We start from the raw sequence: 24560 nt of genomic DNA, 5'->3' as shown, positions 1-24560 counted from the left end.
TTATTTCTCCACACTTTTATGTTTGTTCAAGCGATCAGCTGTTTCTTTAGACATATAAGTTTCATCATGTTTTGCCAAAACGCGCTTGCCAATAAACAGCCCCCGTTTATCGAAATACCCTTCCACGATAACCCCCTGTCCTTCACGAAAAAGATCGGGTAAGATACCATCAAAAATAACTTTTTCGTGTTTTGCATTATCCGTTACGAAAAAAGTAACTTTCATCTTCCCAAGATATTGAACCGTTCCTTTCTCAACAAAACCGCCTAAACGCAAAGGGCGCCCCATTAGAATATCTTCTTTTGTGATTTCAGATGGCATTCGAAAAAAACTGACCGTATTACGCATTGCATACATAATAAGACTTATCGCAATTCCCACAACGAAAAAGCATAAGAAAATCATCAGTAATCGGTTTTTTTTTCGCTGCTTTAAAATAACCTTCAATGAAGGAGGATTCTTAAAAGATTGACTGTTCATAGATACTCTACGAAAAAACTTTTATAAATGCGTTGTATAAACATTATTCTTATGCCTTATCTTTAGTAAGAGCTTTGCACATCTTGTATACGGGTGCAACTTCTTATCCAATATCTCTCTTCCTAGAATGATGATCTCCCGATTTTAATACTCTTAAACTTTCCATACTCACTTTCTGAGTATTCTATTTGGATAAATCACGTAACTGAATTATCTTCGCTTCAACGCGCAATCGCCCTACAAAATCCTTAGGCATTTTATCAAGAAAATTTTCTAAAAACTGCACTGCTTGTGCAGACTTGCCCTCTTGGCGAAGTGCTTCAGCGAGTAATAAACGAGGATAAAAATCATTTGGCGCCAAATCCGCTGCTTTTTGAAACGCCTTTTGTGCTTCTTGCGTAATTATTCCGCCCTCATAACCAACCAATGCCAACCCATATCCAACAAGCCTTGGAGTCGTTTCCCCATTCAAGCGCAATGCATCTAAATAAATGTTCACTGCATCCTGAAATTGACCTTCCTCGAGGTATTCTACTGCCAATGCATCCGCTAACCTGCCATCATGAGGTGCACGAAGGAAAAGGACTTGTAGACGAACGAGTTGTTCACGCTTACTAAGCGTCTTTGGATCCTTATCCATTAACGCACTAAAAAAATAACTTTTAACTTCTGGATTGCCTGTTAAAGCGTAAATGCTCCATGTCATAAGAAGAACAAACAAAATACTAAAAATTTTAATAGCTCGTATAGTTTTACAACGCTTGCAAGACTTATCAGATTCAAAAAAACACGTACAACTTCTGTAAATATTAGTAGCTGAAACGCTCCTGTTTTGGGGAAGTTTACAGTTAAAATGCAACGAGAAAAAAAGAGAAATCGTCAACAAAATAAAAAAAAGTGCAACCCAAATTAACAATAGCATATCACTTTGGTACCAACACAAGAATTAAAAAGCATAATCAATTATCCTACCTCTCTCATTCGTTAGAACATTGATGTAAAATGATAGAACACTCTTTTTTCACATATAAAATTATAAAGTTTATCATAAATTTTTTTAAAAAGCTTATTTCTCTATTCTCATTACAGATAGATACGGATTCAAAATAATGAAATCATTCTCTCCTTCATGCATTATACGCACAAATATTACTTCCTTCTTACAAATTTTAATATATACATACCCCGCATAGAAATAAAATGCGTTCATTTCCTTGGTAATACAATTTTTGCATATAACCCGCCTAAGTTAGAACGTGATAATAAAAGACTTCCACCGTATTCGTTGACCATATCTGAAACAATCGCTAACCCTAAACCTGTCCCCGGCTTACTTTCATCAAACCTATGCCCCCTTTTTAAAGCTTCATCAATTTGTTCTTCTGTTAAACCAGAACCATCATCTTCTACGAGGATACTAAAACATTCTGCTTCTTCAACATTTTCTTCTAAACGACAGGAGATTAGAACTTTTGTAAGAGCCCACTGAGCAGCATTCTCAATCAAATTTCCTACAATTTCCTCTAAATCTTCTCTTTCACCAGAAAAAACAATATCATTAACATCCATAACAAATTTAAACTGTTTTTCAGGGGTAAGCTTTTCCATAACCCGCACCAAACGATCAATCACTGTGCGAACTGATGTGTGATAAACAACACTATCGCATTGTGCGGCAATCCGAGCACGCTGTAAATAATGATTTATTTGGTCCTGCATTATTTGTGTTTGCTCTTTCAATAAAAGAGCCTGTTCTCCACACATCTTATCAATCTCATTCACAATCACTGACAAAGGTGTCTTCAATGAATGTGCAAGATTACCAACCTGTGTGCGAAACCGTTCAATAATACGCTGATTATTATTGATGAGAGCATTCATCTCTTGTGCTAACGGCATAACTTCGCTTACTAAATCCGTATTCACGTAATTAACCCTGCCTTCACGAATATCATTCAACGCTTGTCGGATAAGTCTCAACGGTTGAAAACTAAAGAACATAATAGCAATGTTAATAAGAACGCTCCCTATACCAAAACTCCACAAAAAAATTTGTAAAGTCCGCTTAAATTCCTGCACTTGTGCATGTGCTTCATCGATATTCCCAACGAGGCGAAAACGCGCAACATGATTTTGATTATCAAGAACAACATCACTCTCAATCACTTGCAGCTTCTGACCATTTTTTCCCTTTATCCGGTAAGAACGAAAGAATTTATTGTCAAAAGGTATATCGACATCGCTGGGTGAAAATATTCTCCCAGTTCCTAATGATGGAGATGTCAGTCTTCCTCGTAGATTAGGTGATACAGAAACGACTTCCCAATACCATCCCGATGTTGGATCTAAATAGCGGATATCATCAATCCCAAAACTTCCTTTCAAGTTCCCATCAGGTGTTACAGTCACTGTTGCAATAAGACTGTACAGTTGGGTAGAAAGGATACGCTCTAGATTTTGTTCACTTGAACGCCGATAAAATAAAATGCTGACTGCAGAAATCAATGAAAGCGAAATTACGACCCATAATGTTGATAAAATCATAACACGCAAGCTGAGAGATCTAACAATTAGAGAAATCATTCCCCTAAGCGAGCCCTTATTTTTTAGAACTCTCATTGATCACCTAGCTTTTTCACTCTATAGCCTAATCCACGAATGGTCTCAATTAAATCCACCCCAAGCTTTTTACGTAACCGTCCTATAAAAACTTCAACCGTATTTGAATCCTTGTCAAAGTCCTGATCATAAAGATGTTCGGTAAGCTCCATCCTTGAAATCACCCTATCGCAATGGTGCATGAGATACGAAAGAAGCCTGAATTCATATGATGTCAATTTAATCAACTGACCATCAACAAAAACACGAGAAGTTTTAGTATCCAATAAAACCTCTCCGCAGCGTAACGTGCTTGTCGCATGGCCTGCAGCTCGACGAATTAACGCCCGCAACCGCGCCATCACTTCCTCTAAATGAAATGGCTTAACAACATAATCATCAGCACCTGCATCAATGCCAAGTACCTTATCAGACCAGCGATCTCGCGCTGTTAGCACTAAAACAGGCATTAAATACCCTTCTTTGCGCCATTTTTCAATAACACGAATTCCATCTAGACGTGGCAAACCAATATCGAGAATCACCGCATCATAAGACTCTGTACTTCCTAAAAAGTAAGCCTCTTCACCATCAAAAGCACTATCTGAAACATATCCCGCATTTTTCACAGCTTCTGCCAATTGATGATTGAGATTCCGATCATCTTCAACAATTAAAATACGCATCACAATATCTGCTAAATACTAATCTAGAGGAACAGAAACTTCAACACGGCGCAACTTTTCACCCCCACGGGCAGGCACAATGACCACAACCTCACACATATTCCTTCCATCCTGAACAATGGGGATTGAACGTACTAACACCCCACTCTTTTGGACAGCCACTTTCTTACCCACTTCGGCGCAATCAGCAGCAAAAACGGAATCTGCTCCCAAAAGAACCGCTATCGTCATAAATAAAAAAGATTTTTTCATCATAAATATTTTATAATCTACTGTAGATGAATATAAAATGAATAATCTTTTTGTCCATTCAAAAATCACACCGGAACAATACATGATCTCTGTGCAACAAAATAACGCGTGGATATTACCTCGAGCTTTAATGGTTTCAAAATAAAATCTTCTTAAAAATCACATCAACAACTGGAAGAGACAATCTACAAGAAATACATTGTCGTAATCTTTAAATAAACTCTTTCTCTGTTGACACTATAGCAAAAAACTCTCTTCACTCCATATAATCATGAGAGATTTGTTTCGTCCTATCATTTTGTCACAGGCTCTCTTTTAAATGTTTCATTTTTTTAAAAAAAAGAAAGCACAAAACAATAAACCATTTCGTAGTCCTGCACTCATTGAATTAGATGCATGGTTAGACACAGCATTTTATCGCATCCGCTCTACCAACAGTTTCTTCTGGAACAAGGCAAAAATAGCTTCACAGCGTTTTCATATACAAGGGTGGAAACGATTTATTGTCGAACTTCTTGATGAAACAATGACATTAGGATTAATTGCTTTTACTCTCTTCACCATAAATGGTATTTCTGTTTTTGAATTAACTAAAAAAGACTGGTCTTCTCCTAAGAAGTTTTCCATCCTTTTTCTAGATCGGTATGGAAATCCCATCGGTCACCGTGGTGCATCACCAGCTGCATCTGTTCCTGTTGAAGAAATGCCCGATTATCTTATTAAAGCTGTTCTTGCGACAGAAGACCGCCGTTTTTTCGATCACTGGGGCATTGATTTGCATGGTCTAACGCGTGCAATCTCAAAAAACATGCAAGCTAAAAACGTAGTTCAAGGTGGTTCTACCCTTACACAACAACTGGCTAAAAATTTGTTCTTAACAAATGAAAGAACCATAACACGAAAAATAAAAGAAGCTTATCTTGCCCTTTGGTTAGAAGCAAATTTTAGCAAAAAACAGATTTTGCAACTTTATCTTGATCGCGCATATATGGGAGGAAATAATTTTGGTATCGCAGCAGCTGCGAAATTTTATTTTGGTAAAAATATACGCAATATATCTCTTAGCGAATCCGCTATGTTAGCAGGACTCTTCAAAGCCCCAAGCAAATATGCTCCTCATAATAACCTGCTTGCCGCTCAAACACGTGCCAATGTGGTCCTTTCCAACCTTGTTGATGGTGGATTTATAACTGAGAGCCAAATTATCAACGCCCATCGTCATCCTGCCAATGCTCTTAAAAAAATAAAAAATAGTCAGCCTGATTATTTTCTTGATTGGGTCTTCGACGAAGTCAAAAAAATGAGTGACCAACTTTCAAGCCATAATTTGATCATTCAAACCACTCTTGATCCAGATATTCAAAAAGCTGCAGAGGAATCCGTCGCCTATCATTTGCACCAATACGGCCAACAATACCGCGTAACACAAGCTGCTACCGTCATACTCGATAATAACGGAGCTGTGTGTGCAATTGTTGGAGGATTGGATTATAGTAAAAGCCAATTTAACAGAGCAACACAAGGGGGAAGACAACCTGGTTCTTCATTCAAACCTTATGTTTACGCCGCCGCAATGGAACGTGGTCTATCTCCCTCAACAATAGTCTTAGATGCCCCCATCAATTGGGGAGGTTGGTCGCCCAAAAATAATTCCGGTCGTTATCTTGGTAAAATCGATTTAGCAACTGCTTTAGCCTTTTCTATCAATACAGTGCCTGTCTACCTTACCTATCAATATCTTAACCGCGATACCCAGCCTATCATAGATCTGATCAAAAATATGGGGATTCATGCGCATATTTTATCACACAAAACCATGGTTCTAGGCACATCCAATATGACACCCATGGATCAAGCGACCGGTTTTAATGTCTTTGCTAATGGGGGTATAGCTGGAAATCGCCATGGTTTCACACAAATCAGTACACCAGATGGACACGTGGTGTGGGACTTCGAGCATAACGGTAACAAACCACACCGGGTCCTCAGTGGACAATCAGCAGCTTATATGAACCAAATGATGGTTGGTGTCACAACACGAGGATCTGGTAAACGTGCTGCTCTCCCCATGACCCTTGTTGCCGGAAAAACTGGAACATCACAATCCTATCGCGATGCATGGTTTGTTGGCTTTACCGGTAATTATACGGGAGCTGTATGGATGGGTAATGATAATTTTTCACCGATGAATCGCGCTTTTGGTGGTGGTGTTCCTGCCATGATATGGCACCATATCATGCTCTCTGCACACCAAAATATCATGCTCAAACAGCTCTATGGTGTCGAAAACTCTCTCCTCCCTTATCAGCCACCACCCTTCCCTTCCCGCAGTGATTTTAAGCCTACACCTCCAATACCTCATACGCTCTCCCGCGAAACATTAAATATTGTGCAACTGATTAACAAAGATCTGAAAAAGACATCTGCAATCTCTTTGAAATTGAAAGCACTTGGAGCTTTAACACATTGAATTCAAAATATTCTAGAATGTTTGTTAACATTGCCATTCCTTTTTTCATCTTCACTTTTTCCATTTTTTTGGGAACAATCAGTGTTGATTATGGACTCAATTCCTTTAACAATTTAGGGCGTTTCACAATAGGTGAATGGAGTGCTTACCCAGAAGCAGGAACCGCCAACACTGACCCCTATACCCGTGCACGCACTGCCAAAAGAGGCGAAATTTCAATTGGGCGTACAGAAGGGCTTATTTTTCAACTTTGGAAAGATAACCATGGGCGTCCACTATACTCCCATTGCCATTATTTGCTCAAAGGACACATCCCTGAAACACGACTCTTTACCCTTTATACAGCTGACAAATCTCTCAAACCTTATACTTCATCCAAGGAAATACCTTTCGAACTTTATACCGATAATATTACCTATGAAAGTGATGGCTCTTTGCACATCAACATCGCACCCACACCACAAATTGGCAATTGGCTTGCAACAGTCAGTCAAAAAGAATTCGGACTTATTCTTACTTTGTACGATACATCAATTATCTCTGCAACAGCATTACAAAAGCTTACGATGCCCTCTGTAGAACAAATTCCAACAGGACAAAAAAACTGTGACTAAATTTATTTACGCCGCACTTCTTGCAAGCATTGGCGCTATCATTGTTCATATTTGCGTTTTATTTCTAACGCCATATTGGGCACAAAATAATATATGGACACAGCTTAAAAAATCCGGAGATCCTTATCAATTTGTTGACTTGGATGCCCACAATCCTATTCAGCAGACTACTGATCCCTTCTTTCTTCTTAAAGTCTGTAGGTTTAATCTCGAAAATGGCCCTGTTCACTTAAAGGCTTTAAAGACAACCCAATTTTGGTCACTTGCTACCTACACACACGACGGAATTATTTTCTACAACCTTAATGACCGAACAGCCCCTGATACGACACTCGATCTTATCATTGGGAAACCTATACAAATCATAGAACTCAAAAAGTTAAAGTCTACAAGAAATACCAATTCAGTTTTAATCGCTCAAAATTTGAATGAAGGTTTTGCTGTGTTACGCGTTTTTGCTCCCTCGTTACTTACAAAAAGAGAAAGTGAAGCGTTCCTTTCATCTGCCACCTGTCGCATGTTCAACGGATAAAAAGTACACCGCTTTCCGCCTATACAACAGCTCTATTTTTCAAGAGAGGGTAAAAGCTTGCCCAAATAGTCATGTTCAAACGCAATCGGCTAAATATGAGAATGCGATCCTTATTCCAACTTTAAATCACCTGATTTTTTCTTAAGATAAAAATCATTAAAAATGATCCATGCAACGTTCTTGTTTTGAAGAACTCATCTGCTTACAGAATTATATATAATGAATGAATATATTGATAAAAACTATGAAATAAAGGCGATCTGTGTCACTCTTAAATTGTATTGTGCTGGAGAGGCAACATAACTTCAAGCAGAAGCTAATATAAAAGTAAGAGCCCTAATTTTGGATAAACACACGCATCGCAAAACTTGCGATTTGAGTTTATTTTTATGTTGGTTACAGTCATTTCCTATAAAATTTAATCAATCTATAAAGGTGTTGTCCGTTACCAAAATGAATTAATGAAAATAACCATTGGAAATTGATGAAAGACAGAGCATCCTTGACCTTAAAAATAAGTGCTTTACTTTTGTCCTATGACTGGAAGCTTTCCGTAAAATAGGAAATTTGAGGAGAGTTTTGCTTATGGTTCATGGTTGAGGGGAAAGAGCTTCATGAAGAAGATATATGTTCGGTTAATCTCGAGGGCAGCAGTATGGTCCCCCCGTTTTGGCGGATTAGCATTCTTGATTTTGTTATTTTCAATGTTTTTACAACGCTTTTCTGTAATTGACGTAACTGACTTCATACTGTTGATAATCATTTCTGCTTGTTGTGTCGCTGTTTCTCTTTTTCTTGCTGTAAAAGCACTTCATAGCTTATGGGTGTATGGTGCTCTGGGTGGAATGAAAGCTTTAAGAGGTATCATTTATTCGTTAATAACTGCTACACCATTGATGTTATTTTTTGGACTTTGGTTTTCTTTTCCAGCACTTCATGATGTTTCTACTGATACACAAAACCCACCAGCTTTTTTTCGCACGACACGCCCTAGCGATGCTTTGCCGCTTAAGAGCGTTTTGACCAAACAAGCAGCTGTACAGATGTCCTCATGGCCGGAAATGTCAGGACGTCGTTATGATGGTTCACCTGAGCGTATTCGCGAATCCGTTCTCAATGTTTTAGCAGCTTATGATTGGCCTGTTGTAGCGCAACGAGAGTTTCAAGGTGAAGAAGATGCACTTTATATTGAAACAATGGCAAAAACTTTTTACCTTGGCTTTATTTCGGACATTGTCATTCGTTTAACTGATGAAGGGGGTACAACTTTTGTTGATATGCGTTCTGCTTCGCGTTATTTGCCAAGAGATTTAGGAACGAATGCTGCTTTTATTATCGATTTTATGGATGCACTTGATACAGAAATCGCTTCTCTCCCTCTTTCTCAAGATGATGGATAAAAATCAAGAGAGATAAGGCACTTTATTTCATAAAAATTGCTTATTTTTCAATAAATATGACACATAAGAAGAGAATCACTTTTCAAAAACTATAAACTGGCAATTCTTATACAAAAGACAATAATCTCAAAACAACTCATTCTTGAAATAATTAATAGGAAATAAAAAACAGAACTATTGATGATAATGATTGATATTAAAGACACTGTCTCACTGTAATCAGTAAACATTTTTTAAAGATGAATAGTATATAAAAATAATAACTATGAAATTATTATAATAAATATATCTCAATAATAAAAAATAAGTTTTTATTATTTATTAATAAGATATTTTTTTGTATTCTTTTCTATTATAATTTTTATATTTATTTCGTAACAATAAATAATATATAATTGTAATTACACTTATTATTGAAAATAACATATTTACAACAAAGCTAATAAAATTCATCCACATTAATAATAACCACAAAAAATAGTTAATAAAAAATATAAATCACTATAAATAATATAATTATCTAAAGTTAATTTCAGTTATATAATATTCTATTTGTACGTGAGCAAGATAACTACTCATAAAATATAAAATACATCGATATTTTATATAATATTAGTTTATTAAATAATAAAGTCCAAAATATATTATAAAGTATATAATAATTGTAATTAATCCTAATTTAATAGACTACTTTCCAAGTAGGAAATTGTAATTTAGAAAAAAATACGCTTAAAATTAAAAAAATGTTTGTTGCAAGTAACGCATTTTTAATATTAAACATAAGGTCAATCATAACAAACTCCAACATAAATATATTAAGTTATATAAAAATTAACTAAAGAAAATAATAAAAAGAAAAATACAAAAAATAAACTTATTCTTATAATTGAACTTTTTCTAATATCTTTTTTAAAGCAATTTTTATGTTTGTAATACAATTCAAATAAAGATATAAATATTATTAAAATAGATATCAACGTAAATAATTCAATTAATTCATTAATAATATTAAAAACACCCATAACGTATAAAATTTCTAAATTAAAATATAGAGTTATTATATAACTAAAAGATATTTTATAAATAAATATAGACACGTTAATAAAAAACATGTCTATAAAATTATTATAAACTCAGATATATATTTATAAATACTTTATAAATTAATAATAGCACGTGTTATACTGAGAACTTAAACCTATACCTGCTCCATAGCCAAGACCTGCACCGGTTCCTGCACCTAAAAATATACCCGATCCACCTGATGCAAGACCTCCGACTACACCGCCTACAAATACTCCACCAGTGTTTCCTATATTTCTTCCCACCACTCCGTATGAATTTGCTGTATTGAGGTAATCTCCAACAGTATACCCAGGTTGTGATCCACTTCTTGAAAAATTCATTGATGAAATACTTGACAACTTACTAGAAATATAAGACAAACCATTAGAAAAACTAGAACCAAATATATAAATTCTACTTTTAATTCTTAAAATTATCATAAACACTATCAATTAATAGTGAAGTAACATTATTACCAATATACATAATAAAAATCTGAAATGAAAATTATGATTATATAAATTAAATTCAAAAATTTCATCTACTTTACGAATGATTTTATATATATAGAGATATAGATAGAAATTGATAATGCTATAAACAATAAACTTAACTCAACTAAATCTGATTTTATATTTTTTTCCAACTTCTGAATCTAAGTATATAAGAGAAAATTTTAAAAAAACCAATAATACTTATTAAAAATAACGCAGTTTTAAAAATTTCTAAATTATCCATAATAAAAAAGTCCAAAAATATAATATATATAATTAAAAATATAGATATCTCTGATGTTTGCTTAAATACAGTTACAGACATTTAATTTCTGTTCTCTTATTAAAGATCTTTACAACAATATTAGTTTCAGAGATATATTTCTTTAATACGATCTACAAATTAAAATCAGTACACCAGCCTTACTTTTTTGTGTGGCACTCAACAGTCTTATTTAGCCAACCAATATTAAACCCAGTTATGACTCCATGTCCGCCCTCTTTGAGAGCATTTTTAAACCTATTTTTAAATCCACCAGAACCTGTTAAGAACCCAGTAGTTGCATCTGCAATACCTCCTGTGATAGCACTTGTAACTCCACTAGTAACATAATCCAAAGTACTACATGCCTTAGATGAATGTGAACTACTGTGTGAATCATGTGATGAGCTTGAACTGCCAATTTTATTTTCATTTTATCTATTGATAATAACGTATCATAATGATACATGATAAAGTTGTTATCATGCCATTTAGGTAAATGTCAAACCTATTTTTAAATAATAGTAATAAAAATACACATAAATTTTATATACAATTAAAATATAAAATATTTTTTATCTACAATACAGTAAAAATATTTGACATCGATCAAAATCTTCTTTTAACAAAATTATAAAATCAAATAAGCAATTCACCTGAAAAGATAGTATCCTTCTCTTGATTTACTCAAACAACCAATAAATATATTCATTATGTCATTGAACTTAGTCTTGTAGCAATTGTTTTGCGCTTACTGGGCTTGGTAAACTCTTTTATTTTTCAAGTGATTATTGATTGTATTCTTCCTTTTCAGCACATTGAAAGTTTCTATGCTATCGTTGTCTTGATGGTTGCATCATGCTGTTTAGCACAGCTCTTAGCTCTCTCTCGGATTATTTAGAAGCTTCTTTAGCAAATCGGCTGTCTCTAAATTTGGACATCGCGTTTACACCCATGTGTTAAGCCTTTCCTTGCCTATTTTACGCACTTGGCAAGTGGGGGAACTGTTCACGCGAAACGGAGAGGTTGATACAATTCGCGGTTTTTTAACAGGAACCATCGCCATAACCGTACTGAATGTTCTCTTCGCCATTATTTATCTTGCTGCACTCTTTTCCATTAGTCCCAAACTTACCTTTATTGTCCTTATTATTTTACCCTTGCAAATGGGTTCTTTAGCGTTGGTCGGTCCCTTCTTGCGCCGCCAATTACGCCGTGCTTTCACTCTGCAAGCTGCCCATCAATCGCGCCTCATTGAAAGTTTTACCAATCTTGAAGCCATAAAAGCGCATGTAAAGGAGCCAGCCCATACAATACGCATGCAAGAAACTTTAGCCCGCAGTTTAGATCAAAGCCTTACGACCAGTAAATTGCATCTTCTCAATGGAGCCATGAGCCATATTTTTGGTGATCTTTTCACTATTTTTATTATCTTTTTTGGTGCTCAGGCAGTTCTTCAAAACCAGATTACGCTAGGGCAACTTATTGCCTTTCATCTCCTCGCTGGAAATGTTTCTGGTCCTATCTTAAGCCTTGCATCCCTATGGGAAGAATGGCAGCATTTGAAAATCTCTCGTCTTCGTTTGGGCGATATTCTTAACTCTCCTTCAGAATGGGAAGAAGAAAAACCGCCTCTTCAACTCAGCGCTCCTCCTCATCTTGAAGCCAACGATCTCTGTTTTTCTTATGGAGATAAGTCCATTATCAATCATCTTGATGTCTGTTTACAACCTGGGCAACCAATTATGTTACTTGGTCCTTCAGGGTACGGAAAAACAACCTTGGCGAAGCTCCTTTGTGGACTCTACCCCCCAACAAGCGGGAAGATATTGATTAATGCCCAACCTTTACAGAATTTTGATGTCCGTAGCGTGCGTGAAACAATCGCGTATTTTCCTCAAAATCCTTGCCTTTTTTCCGGAACCATTCTTGAGAATATGCTTCTTGCCAAACCAGATGCCACTAAAGATGAAATCGATGCTGCACTATATGTTAGTGCTTGCCATGATTTGATTGCTCAGTTGCCTCTAGGACTTAATACTCAAGTAGGAGAGCAAGGTGGTTTTTTATCAGGTGGTCAGCGCCAACGCTTGGCTTTAGCTTGTTTCTTTCTGATAAACCCAAGCCTTCTTATTTTAGATGAACCTACTTCCGCATTGGATGACACTGTCAGTGCACAAATTGTTGAGCATTTATATAAACTTTCGCAAGAACGTATTGTTCTCGTTATTACCCACAAACGTGATCTCTTTCCTCAGCATGCAACCGTCTTAAACTTTACTGATTTGGAGGCAAAAAATGGCAGATAAAGCTCCCTATTTGCGCCCTTTGTCACCAACGCTTCATATGGTTGTTGCCGTTTTAATTGCTTTATTTCTCTTTATTGTGATCGGCAGCTTTATCGCAAAAACAGAGATTGTTGCACGGGGACAAGGAAGTGTTATTCCTACCGCTTACGTTCAGCTGGTCCAAGCGCAAAATACAGGACGCATTGAGAAAATCCTTGTAAAAGAAGGGCAATTTGTTCATCAAGGCGATCTTCTTATTCAATTAGATCCCCGTGAAGCCCTCAATGAGCGCGCACGTGTTCAAGCAGATATCGCGCAACAAACCCTTCAAGCACAAATCGCAACAGCTATTTTAACAGCTTTGCATGAAAGTGATCCTTTGGATAAAGATTTTGTGACCAAAGGGCTTGCCTATCTGCCAGTTCCTCCTTCTGGCAATAAGACTGCAAGAATAGAAGGGGAAAAACTCATTAGCACTACCATTCAATCTCTCCAAGATAAATTAAGAGCGCTAAAAGCACAGGAGGACCGCGTCGAGCGCAGCGGTGCAACACAACATGCGCAATTAGATAGATTAGAAGATGATCGTCAATTAAGCCAAGGAAAATTAAAAGCTGCAAAAAGCCTGATGGAAACAAAAGTCATTAGCCAAACCGTTTATTTAGAGCGTTTACATGACTTTAAAAATGTCGAGCATGAAATTTTAACCAATCAAAGACGCCTAGAAGAAAACGCCGCCGAAATAAACACCCTCCGCCAACAACGGCAAAGTCTTATTTCCGATAAAATCGCCCACTATCGCCAACTTTCGCGTGAAACAGAACTGAACCTTCAAAGATTAAAAGCAAAGCTTGATAGCACTCAATACCGTCTTGACCACTTATCACTTTATGCACCTGTTGATGGGCGTATCGATGATTTAAGTATCCATACTTTGGGCGGCTTTGTAGAAGCTGGAAAACGCTCATGCGCATTATACCTGGTGCAGGCGGACTCATTGTCGAAGCGTTTTTTGATAATCGAGATATTGGTTTTTTAGAAAAGGGCCAACGTGCTTACATCAAGTTTTCTGCCTTTCCGCCTGAACGTTTCGGTGTTATCCACGGTACAGTCGTTAATGTAGGCGCTACAGCGCGCTATGATAAAGAAATTAATGGTGTCTACGCTGTTTTAATCAAAATTGACCAAAATCACATCACTTTGAATAACAAACAACTTAAATTTATCCCTGGCATGACTGTGACAACTGATGTCATTACCTCAAAACGGCGTCTCATTTTTTATTTTTTTGAACCTATTACCAAAGTTTTAGAACAATCTCTAAAGGAAAGATAAAGATTAAGTGTGTGAATGAAAATCCTTCACCATCACTCATAGATCCTCTTACAGCGTTAGGAGCTATGATGGTTTTAATGCTTACATCTCCCTTATACCACCGCTGGCGAATTTGGGATATCGAATTCAATATAGGACCCGCCTTACGAACTGAGCAATATAAACTCTATAAAAATGAACGTGGAGAATTTTGTGCCTTTATCATTTGGGCTTTTTTAGATGAAAACAATCATCAATCTATGCTTGAAAAGGGAGAATTTTTATCCGATGCGGATTGGTAAGGCGGAGAATATATGTGGTTTATTGATTGTGTGGCACCCTATGGACATGCTGCTGGTATGGTACGTGACATGCAGCGGCATGTATTTCCTAATCAGCATTATTGCTACGCTGTTCGACGTAATGAAGATGGTGGGATACGGAAAATCACTCGCTGGTGTTGCTATAGAGCAAAAAAATCCATTTGAGTAACTTTTGTAAACACATTGAAAATGAATCTTTGGGGATCTCCCTCTCCCATACCCTCTGATAAATAAATTTTCCGAAAACCAATTTTTCGGGGGGATGTTTACTTATGGTCAAGCTGGTTACACTGTCCAAAGGCGCTCCTACAGATAATATTTTTAGCGTAACAGCTCGATATGAATGATTATGAACACTCTGGCGGATGGATTATGCCTTTTAAGACCCAAAGAACAAATTTTAAAGCTATTTTTATTTCCGCATAGCACAAGCCATCTTTCATCTCATCGCTATTTTAGCGGTTATTTAAACCATTGCCAAAGCATTTTCATACGTAAAATGGATACTTATCATCTTACCACTTAAAGTTTTTAAGCAGCAAAGTAAGCTCCCTAGATAATCATCATTATGATAAAGAAAACCTTTTCGGTCGAAAATATTGAAAATGACATTGACACATATTATGATAGGTCTCTCCATTCAAAACGATCAAAAGACTTGATGAAATAGCGGAATCTAAACCGTATGCATGAGGTGCAAAATATTAACAAACCCGATACCGGTACTGAGAATTTTAAAAAATAAAAGACAAGAACAAAAGTTTAGAAACAATGCGGTGAAGATGAGTAAACCACCCTTAAGGGTGTTGCTCCATAGTAAGATTGAATTGGTGCAACTGTTTTGTTTTATAAAATCCTATTGGAGTGCAAAACAAATACAGCGGAAACTAAACAACAGCACGGAGATTAATTAGAAAGTGAGTAACTGTTCATCCATCAATGTAGGAACGACGTTTGACACTCAAAACGCTTTTCGGCTTAACCTAAGACAATAGACACTGTTCCTAAAAGAGCTGATAGGATGCAAAATTCGTAACAAAAATTTGTACTTATTCACACCTCTAAAACAAAAGCTGGTTCTCTGTCAGTTATAAATATAAAGCAATTAGCAATAAAAACAGTTAAAGAACGACAAAAAGCCTCAGGAATGATAGAAAATAAATGAATTGAACAAAGATTCTAAGATTCTCAGGCTTTTATATAACTATCGATTTTATGAAGGATTGGCTGGGGTACCTGGATTCGAACCAGGGAATGCCGGTACCAAAAACCGGTGCCTTACCGCTTGGCTATACCCCAAAAGAAGAACCTCCCCACATCCACTCGCGTACCTTATAGCGATTCCCGTGAGGGTGTGCAATATCTGAAAATCAAAGCTCTTATTTTTTCATCATAAAGTTTTCAAGTCTTATTCGTGTCACATTGATGTAAAATTCGTAACAAAAACTTGTACTTACTTTATACATCTAAAACAAGAACTGCTTAGCTATTCATTATTTTGCATTTTTTATATTTTGTCATTTTATCTTCTCATTCCATTTTCCCCTGACAGAAAAAATTGAATTTGTATTTTTGACGTCTTTAACAATCAGCATCAGTTATAGCTCATTATAGCGTCTTTTCTTAACGCATTCAAACCCAAACTCTTCAAATGAAAGAATACATCATGAACGTATTAGATCATCATAGAAAATCCAATTTTGGGCTCATACGTGTAGAATGTCAATTATACTCAGCTTATGAAAGGTTGTGGATTTGTAAAAAAAATCAATGGTATCTACGAAAGAAAGTCGCTTCTACTCCTTTGAAAAAACTTTGATAAAAACTATGACCGACTTAGTAACGCATAGGATAATAAAACCTTTGCAAAAATAGGTGAAAATTCGCATAATATTGAATGTTGAAGAAATATTTTAAGGGATATATACACCAAATAAAGGCTATTATAAGTTACTTTTTATTCCTTAAAAGAGAATTTTTTACTCTTTGTTAGATGAAGAGTCTATAAGTTTCTGCTGGAACAGAATTATATAAATCCATAATATTTTGATTGATTAAGAATGTATATCCAGAAGAAGCAACTTTATGAAGAGATAATCATTAAAATTAAATTGATCCCCACAATACTCAATGTTTGCTTTTAAACGCTGTAAATGGCAAATTAGATTTGTGGAGTGAGCTTAACAATTAGAATCGAGGAGATTTTTAGATGGCTTTTGAATTGGCCGAGTTGCCTTATGACTATGATTCCCTTTCACCTTATATGTCACGCGAAACGCTTGAATATCACCATGATAAGCATCACCTTGCTTATCTTACCAATACCAACAATTTTGTGAAAGATTTAGGCTTAGAAAATGAAAGCCTTGAAAATATTGTTAAAAACAGCTTTGGACAGAATATTGGTTTGTTTAATAACGCAGCCCAATACTACAATCATAATCATTTTTGGCATTGGATGAAAAAAGGTGGTGGTGGTCAAAAACTACCTGACAAGTTAGCAAAAGCTATTCAATCTGATCTGGGCGGGTACGATAAATTCCGTGCAGATTTTATTGCTGCTGCTGGCGCCCAATTTGGTTCTGGATGGGCATGGGTCGCTGTTAAAGAGGGCAAACTTGAAATTATGAAAACCCCCAATGGTGAAAATCCTTTGGTCCATGATGCTCAACCTATTCTGGGCGTTGATGTGTGGGAACATTCCTATTACATTGACTATCGCAATGCGCGCCCGAAGTATCTTGAAGCTTTTGTGGATAACTTAATTAATTGGGACTACGTTTTAAAACTTTATGAAGATTGTACACTTTAAGCTGTTTGCGTAATTTTGATATTGTATCATTGTCTCCGTAATTCATCGAGCTGCGGAGCCAATGAGAAGGAATAAATTCAAGTTAACAGAAATTCTTTCCCGCTATTTTTAGGATATATGCGTAAATATACGCGATTTCTTCCAACTTTGAAAAACGCCCTGCCGCCCCTGCATGACCTGAATCCATATTAATGCGTAATAAAATTGCATTCTCATCCGTTTTTAAGTCGCGCAATTTTGCCACCCATTTTGCAGGCTCCCAGTAAGTTACACGAGGATCAGTTAACCCTGCAATCGCAAGGATAGAGGGGTATTTTTGTGCTTTAACGTTATCATAGGGCGAATAAGAGGCTATAAGATTATAATCTTCTTGTGATTCAAGAGGATTTCCCCATTCAGGCCATTCTGGAGGTGTTAGAGGCAGAGAATCATCTAACATGGTTGTTAAGACATCAACAAAAGGCACATTCGCTACGATCCCTGCAAAATCCTGTGGAGCTATATTTGCTATAGCACCCATCAACATTCCTCCTGCCGAACCACCATGGGCGATAAGTCTGTCATGAGCAGTGAATTTATTGTTTACAAGGTAGCGTCCACAAGCAATAAAATCTGTAAAGGTGTTGTATTTAAAGAGGTGCTTTCCTTTTTCATACCATGAGACTCCTTTTTCTTTCCCTCCACGAATATGTGCAATGGCATAAATAAAACCTCTATTAACCAAAGAAAGCACATTGCTATTGAAACTGGCAGGAATGGAGATGCCGTAGGCACCATAACCGTAGAGAAGACAAGGCGCACTGCCATTTAGAGCGGTCGCTTTATGATAAAAAAGTGAGATAGGAATTTTCTCACCATCTTCTGCAGTTGCCATAATACGTCGTGTCACATAGTCATCTTTATTATGTCCCGAGGGAATTGTTTGCGTTTTTAAGAGAATTCGTTTGCGACTTTTTATCTCATAGTCAAAAACTTGATCAGGTGTTGTCATAGATGAATAGGAAAAGCGAATGGTTTGGCTATCATATTCTGCCGCACCTTGTAGTCCTAAGGAATATGCTTCTTCTGTAAAAGAAATGGAATGAATTTGTTGGGTAGTACGCTCCATTACTTTTATACGAGGAAGCCCTTCAAAGCGTTCAAGCCAGATAAGAAAATCTTGATAAGCATCATGGGATAGTATCAAGCATCCAAGCTGGTGTGGTACAAGCTCAGACCAATTTTCCGACTGTGGAGATGTGTATGGCGCTATCATAATTTTGAAGTCTTTTGCGTTATCTAAATTGGTAAGAATATAAAAGACATCACCACCTTCTGTAAGAGAATATTCAATACCTTTTTGTCGCTTCCGTACACATTGAGGAGCTGTAAACGGCGCTTCAGCAGAGATCAGCCAAATTTCTGACGTTTCATGATCATGAATGTTAATATAAATAATGTCATTAAGCTTAGAACCATTTACGTGTAAAAAAAAACCTGGATTATCTTCACGAAAAATGAGCTTATCTTGCGATTGTTCAGTGTTTAAACGGTGATAATAAAGCTCCGAAGGACGGTGGTTTTCATCCATCTTCGTATAGAAAAAACCTTCAGATTTAGCATCCCACACAATCTGTCCGGATGTATCAGTAAGTGTCTCCGTATAGTCAGACAATGTCTCTAAATTGCGAATTTTAGCTTTGTAAAATTCTGATCCTTTGTCATCATAGGTCCATACAACATGTGTATGATCAGGAGATTCTTGAACTGAACCAAAATTGAAATATTCCTTACCTTCAGCCAAAGCATCACCATTCAGGTACACGTTTTTTTCTCCTCCATTCCTTGAGGTACGAAAATAATGTGGTTGCTGTCCTCCAGTAACATAAGAAAATCCATAAGCAAAAGGGCCATGTTTTACAGGAACCGAACTATCATCTTCTAGGAGGCGACTTTTCATTTCTGCAAAAAGAAAATCTTGTAATGGCTTTGTATCAGCCATTTGAGCAGCCTGATAGGCATTTTCTTTTTCAAGATGATTCCTAATCTTCTCATCAAGACAGCTTGGATTTTTAAAAACATCTTGCCAATTAGATGCCCGCAGCCAGTGATAAGGATCGTCGCGACAAATACCGTGGTGCATATCTTTATAAACGATTTTGGATGCTTTGGGTGGGAGGATAGAAGAGCTGGACATATACGATCCTATACTAAAATATGTTAATGATTTCGTTTATATGTTAAAAATACACCACTTATGCAAATGTGCAAATCTATAAGTCCCGCTCATTTATAAACATATAATTGCAGTACATTCCCAATTCCCTATGCACTTTGTTTTTAGTACATATCATAAGTATTTCCTTTTACGAAGATAACGCCACTTTGATAGAAAAGTTAAGAAAATTAGACTTTTTGGTAGCGGAATTGAATTTTTTGTTAAACAAGAGAAATGATTTCTGGATATACACAATAAAATTTACTTTAGTAATGGAAATGTATTTAGAATATAGGTATTATAAATTTTGGGAGGAAAACCTTCTTAAGTGCCATACTGATATGTGATTGTATATTATCTAGTATTTATCGTTCTATCGTATTCTGCGTCTCTTTCTTAGAACTTAATATTTTGTATATTCATCGTATTTTATTTTAAAATTAAAAATAATTTAATCATTTTTATTACGTTTATAAAATATTATCTTATAATAATGCATAATTAATTTAATAAGATAAAAAATAAACTGTAATTTTACTAATATATAAAACAAAGTATTTATTTTATATATTATATTTTAAATTTAATGGTTTTATATCTATGCTCTGTAAAATAAATAAATTCATTCTATATTATTTTTTATATTTATGATATATTTTATTTTCATGGATGCTATTTTATCGAAAAGGACTATATTTCAACAGGAAAGAAGTTTTTTATTCCTCTCCTATATTATGACAAAAAGTAGGTATTTATTTGATTTTTTTGTGTTTTGGCGATTTTATAGAATAATTGAATTGACAAAAAAGATTTTTGTACAATATGAAACCTACGTGCATGGGATCTCTGTATTGGAGTATGAGTGCCAATGATATCTCAATTTTAACTTAAAGGAAAAAAGAATGGAACATCGTCCAGTCTTAGAGACTGAAAGCAATTTAGTTATTACATTAGTTGCTGATATTGTTGCTGCATACGTAAGTAATAATTCAATCCGACCGACTGAAGTGCCAAGTTTGATTGCTGATGTTCATGCTGCTTTTCGTAAAGCAGGGAACGTAGAGTTGACAGAAGTCGAAGTCGAAAAGCCAAGACCTGCCGTTAACCCAAAACGTTCAATCTTTCCCGATTATCTCATCTGCCTTGAAGACGGGAAAAAATTTAAATCTTTGAAGCGTCATCTCATGACACATTATGGAATGTTGCCAGAAGAATATCGTGAAAAGTGGCAATTGGACAGTTCTTATCCTATGGTTGCACCGAATTATGCAAAGGCACGCTCAGCTTTAGCGAAAGAAATGGGGCTTGGACGCAAAAGCAAACGCAAGAAAACTAAGTAAACACATTTTTTAAAAAGGTGATGCCTCCGATATGTAAAAGTGCTTTTTAGAAAGTGTGTTTTTCTGTAAAAGTTTTGTATAATTTTTGCTACAAGGGTTTTATTCTTACACATAACTCTCATTACGAATCCGTTCGATCATTGATTTAAGACCATTTGATCGTTGTGGTGTGAGATTTTCGTTTAAACCAAGGGTTTTAAAGAGCCCTTCAGCGTCGGCATTGCGAATTTCAGAAGCTTTTTTTCCTGAATAGAAAGCGAGAAGAATGTAGATGAGACCACGCACAATATGGGCATCAGAATCACCTTGAAATGTTAATGTGGGATTTTCGGAATTATCACGTAAAGATAAAAGCCACACTTGGCTCACACAACCAGGAACTTTGTGGGCATCGTTGCGGGCACTTTCTGGAAAAGGCGGTAATTCGCGGCCAAGTTCAATTACATAATGGTAACGATCTTCCCAGTTATCGAGAAGAGAAAAGTTTTCTATAATATCATCGATCGTTTCCGCCATAACCTCAGTCCTGTCTGTATCTTGTTTTGTTTTTTATGATCATTTTCATGCATTTTGTTAACAGAGTAAGTGTTCATCCCTCTTAGCATAAACTAATAGTGCGCATTAAAAACTTTTATTTCAAAGGAGTGTAAGATGATTCTATTTCTGTGTGGATTTTTGTGCCTCCACCTCGGGAGAAGTGTTTTCGAGTTGAGACATATTTTTGTCAGCTAATATAGTTCCGAGATATTCGTAAGCTGCTGTTGCACCATAACGTGCGCGTTCACTAAGCGAACTGAGAAAAGATTTTCCAACTTTGCAGGCTTCTATATTGCGTTCACAGAATGTTCCTAAATCATTTAGAGTTTCTTTAAAAGCAGTCATAACATCACTCGTGGTTGTCTGACTATCTTTTTCAGTAGAAAAATGATTGCTACTTGGCTTTGCTGCAAAGAATGAAATAACAACAAAAACAAAAAACAAAAAAAATGATAATTTTATTAAAAAACGTATCATGGGCAGACATGTATACTACAGTTAAAATAGGAACAAAAGCAATAGCTTATGCTCTTTTTATTGATAAAAAATTTATAAAATTCGTTTTTTATGAAATTGAATATTCATGTATCAAATTTGTCTCATTAACTCTGTTATAATAATCACATAATGCAGCTGTGCATAGGCGAAACGCATCCTCTTTTGTTAGAATTTATGCCCCTATCTCCCCAATCCAAAGAGAAATTGAAGCATAGACGAATAATCCCATAAAAAAGAGACTTTTTTATTCAATGCCAGAAAATATATTCGAAGTGGTTGGGTTTATTAGAAAGAACTTTCGATAGGATGGTGTTCTTTTTAAAGGTTTTAATCATCATTTTACAGTGTTTTCTTGTTTATGCATAAAAGAAGGACAGAGATACAATTTTACTTCCTCATCTCTTCTCTCCACTGTTAAAATACCATAAATGCCTCCAACAAAACGATGAGGATGGTTTTAAACCCTCACGCATATCGCGGAAAGTTATCCTCAATGAAGGTAAAATCTTTTGTTACTCCACATACCTTGATGTCATACTTCTCCATGCTAACATGCCTGTTCTTTACAAATGAGACGTTAGTACCATTTTATCTTTCACCTCAAAACTTATTGAGGATACAGAAACTAGCAACTTAATATCAGATTTGCACAGTCAAAGAAGAGTCGTTAAAAACATGTTGGCTTGAGATTTTATCATAATATTTTATCACAATATAATAAAAGCGAGTATACTATGATAGAGAAAAACAATAAGATAATAACTATGGTAATAAGCAAAAACTAAAATATTTGTAGCGCTTGTTACCACTTTCTACTGCTACAGATCAACAATATAAAATTGAGAAGCGAATAAAGGCTATTTACTTATCTTGCAGATATTTTTTTTAAATAACGTCAGCTAAAGTTTACGAAATTTATCAAATATTAGTAGAATGGATTTATATCAGCAGATGGTGCGATATTGTAGCAATTACGCTCACACCGCGGCTTACACGTATACGTAAGTTCAAGTATGCTCACATTTGAAAGAAGAAAGATACTGCCATCAACTTTCCAGCATTATAGGCTGTCTCAACTTCATTTCAAATGCTATCAAAGATATGTGCAAAAAAGATGTAATAAATGATGCATACACTGTCATTTAGATGATCGTAGAGAATACGATAATGAAAGTGAGAGAAGTGGATAAAGGCTGTTGTTGATTTATAAATGACACTTTGGATATTGCGATTGTATTTATTTTAGAAATTTTAACAGTTAGAGAATAACAACGTAGATGCATCTTCTTACAATTGAAAATTGTGTATAATTTCTGTTTATTTCCATGTAAGAAATAACCGTAATTTGGAATTAAAAAATAAAAATAATGAAAAAAAACCCAAAGACACGCAGAACAAAAGCAAAAAAACAGCATAAGCACTATAGTAGTATTGTTATAAAAACCCTTCTTATAATCGGTCGTTTTATTTTTTGGATAGCAAGACTAATTTATTTCTATACACGCAAAAATACTTTGTTTTTTGTCGGATCTATTCTTTTTATCATTACTTTTGGATTTGTTTCATTCAACGCTTTATTTTCGCAAATAACAATGCATCAAGATGTATTTCCTCAAATGAAATTCACATCCGTTCCAAATATAAAACAAAATTCCATTTTATCCTCTCAAAAAGCAAAATTTCAAGAAAATACACGTATTACTTCTGTGCCGCGTCCGAATCACTTACACAAAAATTCATCTTCGAGTTCTCTGACAGAAAGCACACTGAACATACAAAAAAAGCTTGCAAAACTAGGGCTTTATGATGGTCCTTTAGATGGATTAGAGGGGCCTAAAACGCGTCGTGCCATAGCACTATGGAAACAACAAACTGCTGACAGAAGATCAAACAGTGTTTTACCAAATCCCATAACAGATGAAATTGCAATATTAATTGAGCGTAGTGAAATGGAGATGGCAAATGAGACAAGCAAGACTAGCAACATGCCTCACTCAAAAGAAATTATTTTAGAGCCTTCTGTTGCAGATATTATACAAGTACAAAAAGCTTTACGTATTTTTGGTAACAGGGACGTCATTATCACAGGCGTAGAAGACCAAAAGACGAATGAAGCCTTAAAAGAGTTTCAAAAAATGTTTGATCTTCCCATAACGGGTAAGATCAATCATACAGTTTTGATGAAAATGCGTGAAGTTGGTTTGTTGAATTGAAGACAATCGCTTATCTTATAAAGTAAACACTGAAAGCATGTAGATCATGCGCTATCCCGCTTTATATTTTTTCTCATAGACTTATCAAAGTCATGCTTTCTCTTTCTCTCAAATATACAACCCATCGTGTATTACAAAAAGCTTTCTTTTTCTTTTAATGAAGGAAATAAATGATGTAATTTAAA

At 35.6% G+C, this 24560-nt stretch carries 20 protein-coding genes, 1 tRNA gene and 1 pseudogene; 11 read left to right on the top strand and 11 right to left on the bottom strand.

Translation table 11 applies throughout. From position 1 onward, the window contains the following. The 5 genes from ccmE to ACKC4Y_RS01740 form a co-directional block, all read right to left on the bottom strand. Complete coding sequence (ccmE, locus tag ACKC4Y_RS01760) at positions 1–480, bottom strand: cytochrome c maturation protein CcmE (RefSeq protein ID WP_409361701.1); 480 nt, start codon at positions 478–480, stop codon at positions 1–3. Positions 481–664: 184 nt separating this feature from the next. Beyond that, the gene (locus ACKC4Y_RS01755) at positions 665–1402 is read right to left on the bottom strand and encodes a tetratricopeptide repeat protein (RefSeq protein WP_409361700.1); all 738 of its coding nucleotides are present in this window, start codon (positions 1400–1402) and stop codon (positions 665–667) included. A 284-nt stretch (positions 1403–1686) separates the two neighbouring features. Next, positions 1687–3099: an ATP-binding protein gene (locus tag ACKC4Y_RS01750; RefSeq protein ID WP_409361699.1), complete on the bottom strand. Its 1413-nt coding sequence runs from the start codon at positions 3097–3099 to the stop codon at positions 1687–1689. Beyond that, entirely contained in the window at positions 3096–3764 is a 669-nt protein-coding gene (locus ACKC4Y_RS01745; RefSeq protein WP_409361698.1) for a response regulator transcription factor, read from the bottom strand. Before ACKC4Y_RS01745 ends, ACKC4Y_RS01750 begins: the two co-directional genes overlap by 4 nt. An 18-nt stretch (positions 3765–3782) precedes the next feature. Beyond that, positions 3783–4019 carry a hypothetical protein gene (locus ACKC4Y_RS01740; RefSeq protein ID WP_409361697.1) on the bottom strand — a complete coding sequence of 79 codons (237 nt, stop codon included), beginning with the start codon at positions 4017–4019 and terminating at the stop codon, positions 3783–3785. A 316-nt stretch (positions 4020–4335) separates the two neighbouring features. Between ACKC4Y_RS01740 and ACKC4Y_RS01735 the strand changes: the two genes are divergently transcribed. From ACKC4Y_RS01735 to ACKC4Y_RS01720, 4 genes are all read left to right on the top strand, one after another. Next, the gene (locus ACKC4Y_RS01735; RefSeq protein ID WP_409361696.1) at positions 4336–6486 is read left to right on the top strand and encodes a transglycosylase domain-containing protein; all 2151 of its coding nucleotides are present in this window, start codon (positions 4336–4338) and stop codon (positions 6484–6486) included. A gap of 17 nt (positions 6487–6503) precedes the next feature. Then, complete coding sequence (locus tag ACKC4Y_RS01730; RefSeq protein ID WP_409361695.1) at positions 6504–7100, top strand: DUF1214 domain-containing protein; 597 nt, start codon at positions 6504–6506, stop codon at positions 7098–7100. After that, positions 7093–7632, top strand: coding sequence for a DUF1254 domain-containing protein (locus ACKC4Y_RS01725; protein ID WP_409361694.1), 540 nt, complete (start codon positions 7093–7095; stop codon positions 7630–7632). Before ACKC4Y_RS01730 ends, ACKC4Y_RS01725 begins: the two co-directional genes overlap by 8 nt. A 614-nt stretch (positions 7633–8246) precedes the next feature. Continuing rightward, positions 8247–9032 (top strand): DUF1499 domain-containing protein, encoded by a 786-nt coding sequence (locus ACKC4Y_RS01720; RefSeq protein WP_409361693.1) that lies wholly within the window; start codon positions 8247–8249, stop codon positions 9030–9032. A 1163-nt stretch (positions 9033–10195) separates the two neighbouring features. On the opposite strand, the gene ACKC4Y_RS01715 is transcribed toward ACKC4Y_RS01720, so the two are convergent. Beyond that, complete coding sequence (locus ACKC4Y_RS01715) at positions 10196–10360, bottom strand: hypothetical protein (RefSeq protein ID WP_409361692.1); 165 nt, start codon at positions 10358–10360, stop codon at positions 10196–10198. Between the two features lie 654 nt (positions 10361–11014). After that, positions 11015–11209: a hypothetical protein gene (locus ACKC4Y_RS01710; RefSeq protein ID WP_409361691.1), complete on the bottom strand. Its 195-nt coding sequence runs from the start codon at positions 11207–11209 to the stop codon at positions 11015–11017. 615 nt (positions 11210–11824) lie between these two features. On the opposite strand from ACKC4Y_RS01710, the gene ACKC4Y_RS01705 reads away from it, so the two are divergent. The 4 genes and pseudogenes from ACKC4Y_RS01705 (at position 11825) to ACKC4Y_RS01690 (ending at position 14943) form a co-directional block, all read left to right on the top strand. After that, complete coding sequence (locus ACKC4Y_RS01705; protein WP_409361690.1) at positions 11825–13162, top strand: peptidase domain-containing ABC transporter; 1338 nt, start codon at positions 11825–11827, stop codon at positions 13160–13162. After that, positions 13152–14180, top strand: a complete 1029-nt coding sequence (locus ACKC4Y_RS01700) for a biotin/lipoyl-binding protein (protein WP_409361689.1) — start codon at positions 13152–13154, stop codon at positions 14178–14180. The genes ACKC4Y_RS01705 and ACKC4Y_RS01700 overlap by 11 nt, the downstream gene beginning before the upstream one ends. Further along, positions 14108–14476: an HlyD family efflux transporter periplasmic adaptor subunit gene (locus ACKC4Y_RS01695; protein WP_409361688.1), complete on the top strand. Its 369-nt coding sequence runs from the start codon at positions 14108–14110 to the stop codon at positions 14474–14476. Before ACKC4Y_RS01700 ends, ACKC4Y_RS01695 begins: the two co-directional genes overlap by 73 nt. A gap of 65 nt (positions 14477–14541) precedes the next feature. Next, positions 14542–14943: pseudogene (locus ACKC4Y_RS01690) on the top strand (toxin-activating lysine-acyltransferase). Between the two features lie 1059 nt (positions 14944–16002). On the opposite strand, the gene ACKC4Y_RS01685 reads toward ACKC4Y_RS01690, so the two are convergent. After that, positions 16003–16077, bottom strand: a tRNA-Gln gene (locus ACKC4Y_RS01685). Between the two features lie 910 nt (positions 16078–16987). On the opposite strand from ACKC4Y_RS01685, the gene ACKC4Y_RS01680 reads away from it, so the two are divergent. Then, complete coding sequence (locus ACKC4Y_RS01680; RefSeq protein WP_409361687.1) at positions 16988–17590, top strand: superoxide dismutase; 603 nt, start codon at positions 16988–16990, stop codon at positions 17588–17590. An 82-nt stretch (positions 17591–17672) separates the two neighbouring features. On the opposite strand, the gene ACKC4Y_RS01675 is transcribed toward ACKC4Y_RS01680, so the two are convergent. After that, positions 17673–19766, bottom strand: a complete 2094-nt coding sequence (locus ACKC4Y_RS01675; RefSeq protein WP_409361686.1) for a S9 family peptidase — start codon at positions 19764–19766, stop codon at positions 17673–17675. 923 nt (positions 19767–20689) lie between these two features. On the opposite strand from ACKC4Y_RS01675, the gene ACKC4Y_RS01670 reads away from it, so the two are divergent. Next, positions 20690–21127 (top strand): MucR family transcriptional regulator, encoded by a 438-nt coding sequence (locus ACKC4Y_RS01670; protein WP_409361685.1) that lies wholly within the window; start codon positions 20690–20692, stop codon positions 21125–21127. A 105-nt stretch (positions 21128–21232) separates the two neighbouring features. Here the strand turns inward: ACKC4Y_RS01670 and ACKC4Y_RS01665 are convergent, their stop codons facing one another. Together ACKC4Y_RS01665 and ACKC4Y_RS01660 are read right to left on the bottom strand one after the other, a co-directional pair. Next, a complete protein-coding gene (locus ACKC4Y_RS01665; protein ID WP_409361684.1) occupies positions 21233–21643 on the bottom strand; it encodes a SufE family protein in 411 nt (136 codons plus the stop codon). A 141-nt stretch (positions 21644–21784) separates the two neighbouring features. Further along, a complete protein-coding gene (locus ACKC4Y_RS01660) occupies positions 21785–22141 on the bottom strand; it encodes a DUF5330 domain-containing protein (protein WP_409361683.1) in 357 nt (118 codons plus the stop codon). 1388 nt (positions 22142–23529) lie between these two features. Here ACKC4Y_RS01660 and ACKC4Y_RS01655 point away from each other — a divergent pair. Then, positions 23530–24375 (top strand): peptidoglycan-binding domain-containing protein, encoded by an 846-nt coding sequence (locus tag ACKC4Y_RS01655; RefSeq protein ID WP_409361682.1) that lies wholly within the window; start codon positions 23530–23532, stop codon positions 24373–24375. The last annotated feature ends 185 nt before the right edge of the window (positions 24376–24560 follow it).

Source organism: Bartonella heixiaziensis (genome assembly GCF_046245125.2).
Lineage (GTDB): Bacteria > Pseudomonadota > Alphaproteobacteria > Rhizobiales > Rhizobiaceae > Bartonella > Bartonella heixiaziensis.
This window is presented reverse-complemented; position numbering and strand designations above follow the sequence as displayed.